This is a genomic window from Bradyrhizobium sp. P2_E8, from assembly GCF_056403875.1.
In genome coordinates this window covers 1-4,573 of sequence record NZ_JBFUES010000625.1, presented here as the reverse complement: position 1 = coordinate 4,573, position 4,573 = coordinate 1, and the positions used below count along the sequence as shown (strand labels likewise).

The 4,573-nt window shown below is 62.1% G+C and carries 5 protein-coding genes and 1 tRNA gene; all 6 read left to right on the top strand.

Annotated features, from left to right (window positions below; genetic code table 11):
• Positions 1–311 (top strand): aminomethyltransferase beta-barrel domain-containing protein (locus tag AC1D00_RS28185; protein ID WP_477012907.1); only part of this gene is annotated, 311 nt, incomplete at its 5' end.
• Between the two features lie 24 nt (positions 312–335).
• Positions 336–974 carry a class I SAM-dependent methyltransferase gene (locus tag AC1D00_RS28180; protein WP_027544975.1) on the top strand — a complete coding sequence of 213 codons (639 nt, stop codon included), beginning with the start codon at positions 336–338 and terminating at the stop codon, positions 972–974.
• A 128-nt stretch (positions 975–1,102) separates the two neighbouring features.
• The gene (locus tag AC1D00_RS28175) at positions 1,103–1,465 is read left to right on the top strand and encodes a hypothetical protein (RefSeq protein ID WP_477012906.1); all 363 of its coding nucleotides are present in this window, start codon (positions 1,103–1,105) and stop codon (positions 1,463–1,465) included.
• Positions 1,466–1,744: 279 nt separating this feature from the next.
• A tRNA-Met gene (locus AC1D00_RS28170) sits at positions 1,745–1,821 on the top strand.
• An 819-nt stretch (positions 1,822–2,640) separates the two neighbouring features.
• Positions 2,641–3,930, top strand: a complete 1,290-nt coding sequence (locus AC1D00_RS28165) for a tyrosine-type recombinase/integrase (RefSeq protein WP_477012905.1) — start codon at positions 2,641–2,643, stop codon at positions 3,928–3,930.
• Between the two features lie 208 nt (positions 3,931–4,138).
• Positions 4,139–4,435 carry a hypothetical protein gene (locus AC1D00_RS28160; RefSeq protein WP_477012904.1) on the top strand — a complete coding sequence of 99 codons (297 nt, stop codon included), beginning with the start codon at positions 4,139–4,141 and terminating at the stop codon, positions 4,433–4,435.
• The last annotated feature ends 138 nt before the right edge of the window (positions 4,436–4,573 follow it).

Genomic DNA, 4,573 nt, shown 5'->3' with positions numbered 1-4,573 from the left:
GCATCGTGCTGCGCGACGTCAACTGGATCGGCGACGGCGACATCGACCGCGCCATCGGAAGCGGCCTCGAGATGTTCGTGCGCGTGCGCTCGACCCGCAGCCCCCAGCCGGCGTGGCTGCGCGGCGGCAATGGCCATTACGAGGTCGAGCTCGTCGCCGGCGAGGAGGGCGTCTCGCCGGGACAAGCCTGCGTGTTCTACGACGCAGCCAGCGGCCAGGCCCGCGTGCTCGGCGGCGGCTTCATTCAAAGCGCCGCGGCCAAGGTCGCGAGCAACGCAGCGAGGCCGCTGGTGGAAGCGGTGCGCGGCTAAGAAAATAAGCTGGGGCAGGGGGGCATGGCAGCAGACATCTCGCGGGCCGGGGTCGAGAAGGCCTATGGCCGCTGGGCGCCGGTCTACGATCTCGTGTTCGGCAAGGTGTTCGACGCCGGAAGGCAATCGACCATCGCGGAGGCCGATCGCATCGGCGGCCGCATCCTCGACGTCGGCGTCGGCACCGGCCTCTCACTGTCGGATTATTCGCGCACCACGAAAATCTGCGGCGTGGACATCTCCGAGCCGATGCTGCGCAAGGCGCAGGCGCGCGTGCGCGCGATGCGGCTTAGCAATGTCGAGGTGCTCTCGGTGATGGACGCCAAGAACCTCGCCTTCCCGGAAAACTTCTTCGACGCGGTGGTCGCGCAATATGTCATCACCGCCGTGCCGGATCCCGAAGGCACGCTTGACGAGTTCGTGCGCGTGCTGAAGCCCGGCGGCGAGCTGATCCTCGTCAACCACATCGGCGCCGAGAGCGGTCCGCGCAAGCTGTTCGAACTCGCCTTTGCCCCCGTCGCCCGCCGTCTCGGCTGGCGTCCGGAATTCCCGTGGCAGCGCCTGGTCGACTGGGCCGCGAAACACGGCGGCATCACGCTCGCCGAGCGCCGCCCGATGCCGCCGATGGGGCACTTTTCGCTGATCCGCTACCGCAAATCGTGATCGGAAGCATGATCCGGAAAAATGTGAAGCGGTTTTCCGACAAGATCATGCTCAAAAGACAAAGGTTAAAGCGCGAGTTCCTCGCGCTTTAACCGGAACACGCAGGCTTGGCCGCGCGTTTCCCTCCCATGCGCACGGCATCAAAACTCATCCTTGCGGGCCTCGTCGTCGCCGTCTCAGGCGCCGCGATGGCGCAGGCCCCGCCGCTACCTGCGACGCCGCCGCAAGCGACCGCGCCGCCATCGGCCCAGCACGCCGCCAATTGCCTGCCCCAGGACCGCCCGAACCGCGGCGCTGCGCCCGACGGCACAACTACCGGCCAGTCCCGGGAACCGCTCGGCGACAGGCTCGCCAAGTCCGACGGCGTGCTCTGCCCGCCCTCGGGCGTAGACCCCGACATGCACGCCCCGGCCCCCGACACCGGCGGCAACACCCCCGTCATCCCGCCCCCCGGCAGCCCCGGCGGCGACCCGACGGTCCGGCCGAAATAGGGCTGTTCCGCATCCCCAGATCTCGTCATGCCCGGGCTTGTCCCGGGCATCCACGTTCTCAGGCCGGCGAATGAAGGCGTGGATGGCCAGGACAAGCCCGGCCATGACGGATTCGGCCGGAAACTCCACCCAAAACAGCCATTTCGTCCCGCCCGCGGACTTGTCCCGCCGAAGCTTTCGCGAAAGCGGAAGCGAAGGCGGATTGACAGCCCGCCGCCCCCTTCCTTATATGCCGCGCGTTCGCGAGATCGGCCTTGTTCGGCCGCCCGCGAGCCCTGTGGCGGGGTAGCTCAGCTGGTTAGAGCACGGGAATCATAATCCTGGGGTCGGGGGTTCGAGTCCCTCTCCCGCTACCAATAAAATCAATGATTTAAGACGAAGTTCGTTCTCAGCGAATTTTTCGCACCACATCTCGCACCACCTATCCGGTCTAGTACCTGCCGTGACGAAGAGCTGCACTCTCTAGATGCGAGCAGCGCGAATTGTTGCGTCCGTTCGAGCAGCACCAATTGAAAGCGGCCGCGCCGTCGCAGCGGTACCTGTTTGGGCAGGTCACGGAGCAAGCAAAATCGAGCGCTAGGCACAGGTGCGGGTGAGCTGAATCCTCGGCATCAGAAGAGAGCAGGACCCGCATCCCGACTAGAGCTAGATGGAGTTAGTCGCAAGGTGGTCGTTTCTGGTGCGAAACCGGTGCAGTCACGCCTGCTCGCGCAGATGAGCCGGGATTGACATCTGTAGGCCTCCATCGCCGAACTCTCTTCACGATGATCATCAAGCGGGTCGACTTGGCCCTCTCAAGGCTGAAACAGGGGTTCGATTCCCCTAGGGAGCGCCAATGAAATGAATGGCTTAGCGCTGTCCCAAAAATTCAGTGTCTAGTTTGTGTCTCGTGAGGCGCTTCCCGGTGCACTCTGCGCCGATCGAGCTATGACAGCACTTGAAAGTGCGTCGGTAAGCGGCGTGATCATGTCTTCTGGGAGTTGCGCTAACGGGGATGCGAATCCCTCCCTCTCCGCCAGCAGCGTGTTTCATCAGGTTTCAGCCAGTCTCGTTCAGTCTCCTAAAGCGCTGCGCAGCCAGAGCTTTTCTCAATTTCGTCTTTCGTGCCGTTTCATTTCGGCTCGCCAAATCTCACGCCCAAGTGTATGTAAAAGGGTATGTAGAGGGCAGGCGCCATGACGAGAGGCTACGGCAAACTAACAGCCAAAAAAGTCGAGCATCTGTCGGATCGCGGGCTCTATCCCGACGGAGGCGGGCTCTACCTGCAAGTCGCGAAGGGCGGCAGCAAGAGTTGGCTTTATCGCTTCAAGGTGGATGGGCGGACGCGCTGGCACGGTCTTGGCTCTGCCCGCGACGTGACCCTTGAGAACGCCCGCGACAAGGCCGCCGACGCACGCCGGCTCCGCCGTGACGGCGCCGATCCCATCGAAGCCAAGCGTGCGGCCAAGGCGGCCGCTCGCATCGAGGCGGCCAAAGCCATCACCTTCGGGGCCGCCGCCAAGCGGTTCATCAAGGCGAACGCCCCCGGATGGAAGAACGCGAAGCATGCGGCGCAGTGGACAATGACATTGCTCGGCGTCGACCCCAATGGCAAACCGGCAAAGAGCGACTACTGCAAGCGCATCCGCGACCTTCCCATCTCTGGGATCGACACCACGCTCGTCTTGCGGATCATCGAGCCGATCTGGGCAACGAAGACCGAGACTGCGAACCGCATTCGCGGTCGCATCGAGGCGGTGATCGACGCTGCCAAGGCCAAGGGCGAGTTCAAGGGCGAGAACCCGGCACGTTGGAAGGGCCATCTGGACAACTTGCTCCCCGCAACCTCCAAGGTCCGCAAGGTTCGCAATCATCCTGCTCTGCCTTACCAGCACGTATCGGCATTCATGCGAGAGCTGCGAGAGCGTGATGGTGTCGCGGCGGCAGCTCTCGAATTCCAAATCTTGACTGCTGTGAGACCCGGCAATGCAGTGGCAGCGAAGTGGGATCAAATCGATCGACAAGCGGCGCTCTGGACCATTCCTGCTGCGCTCATGAAGAGCGACGCCGAGCACAAAGTGCCGCTCAGCCAAGCTGCCCTCGACGTCCTGGATCGCATTGAAACGCTCAATGCAGGTAGCGAATACATCTTCCCCAACTCCAAGGGCAAGCCGTTGAGTGACGCCTCGACTGCTGCTGTGATCGATAGGATGAATGAGAAAGAGCGGCTCTGGATTGATCCGAAGGTCGATCGTGAAGTCGTGCCCCACGGCTTTCGCTCGTCATTTCGCGATTGGAGTGCCGAGCACGGCTATGATGACGCTGTCGCTGAGGCCGCGCTCGCGCACAAGGTCAGCGATGATGTGATCGCGGCGTACAAGCGCACCACGTTCTTTGAATTGCGCAAGCAGGTGATGAAGGATTGGGCGGAGTATTGCGCCCGGCCAGAGCGCGGCAGCGATAACGTGGTCGCACTGCGGGCGTAGCGTTTAATAACGATCCCGCACAGGCGCGTCCGCGATAGCGTTAAGTTGGTCAGCCGACAACCAGCCATGTTAACGCCCAACGTTGTCGGCTAACCAAGGCAAGCCAGCCGTTGCTTCGCATAAAAAATTTGTCGTCTAAGCCCGCTCACTATACGTTCAATGCGTTTCAGACAGTTGTATAGCATTGCAGCCATGGCACACTGGGGGCATGGTCGACAGTCCCCGCCGAACAGTACCTGAATGGCTCGCCAGCATACGGCATCCCGACGGGGCCGAACTGGATTTCTCACCTTATGTTGTTGCACCGGAGCACCTGCCTGATGTGATCCGCGCATTTGGCAAACCAAGCCCGTTTGCTCAGCGATTTCTCGTCACCGCGATTGATGAAATGGCGGCCAAGCTGTGGTTCGCCCGCAAGCACAAGCCGTCGGTCAGCTTCGACGACGCTCTCCAAGGCGGCTCAACGGCGAGGTTTCTTCCCATGCTCGGCACCGGGAGCGATTGACGGTGAGCGTTCCTCCAATTCCCGGAGCCGTTCGATTTGCGTCTTGAGGCTCTCCGGTTGTTCGGGCTCGGGCTTCATCACTCTCCGCAGCTTCTCGCCAATTTCTTTGGTAATTGCTCGGCTGTGTTGTGGTCTATG

What these genes read in the sequence shown, in the direction of transcription:
- AC1D00_RS28180 (WP_027544975.1), top strand. Translation starts at nt 336, where the DNA reads ATGGCAGCAGACATCTCGCGGGCCGGGGTCGAGAAGGCCTATGGCCGC.
- AC1D00_RS28175 (WP_477012906.1), top strand. Translation starts at nt 1,103, where the DNA reads ATGCGCACGGCATCAAAACTCATCCTTGCGGGCCTCGTCGTCGCCGTC.
- AC1D00_RS28165 (WP_477012905.1), top strand. Translation starts at nt 2,641, where the DNA reads ATGACGAGAGGCTACGGCAAACTAACAGCCAAAAAAGTCGAGCATCTG.
- AC1D00_RS28160 (WP_477012904.1), top strand. Translation starts at nt 4,139, where the DNA reads ATGGTCGACAGTCCCCGCCGAACAGTACCTGAATGGCTCGCCAGCATA.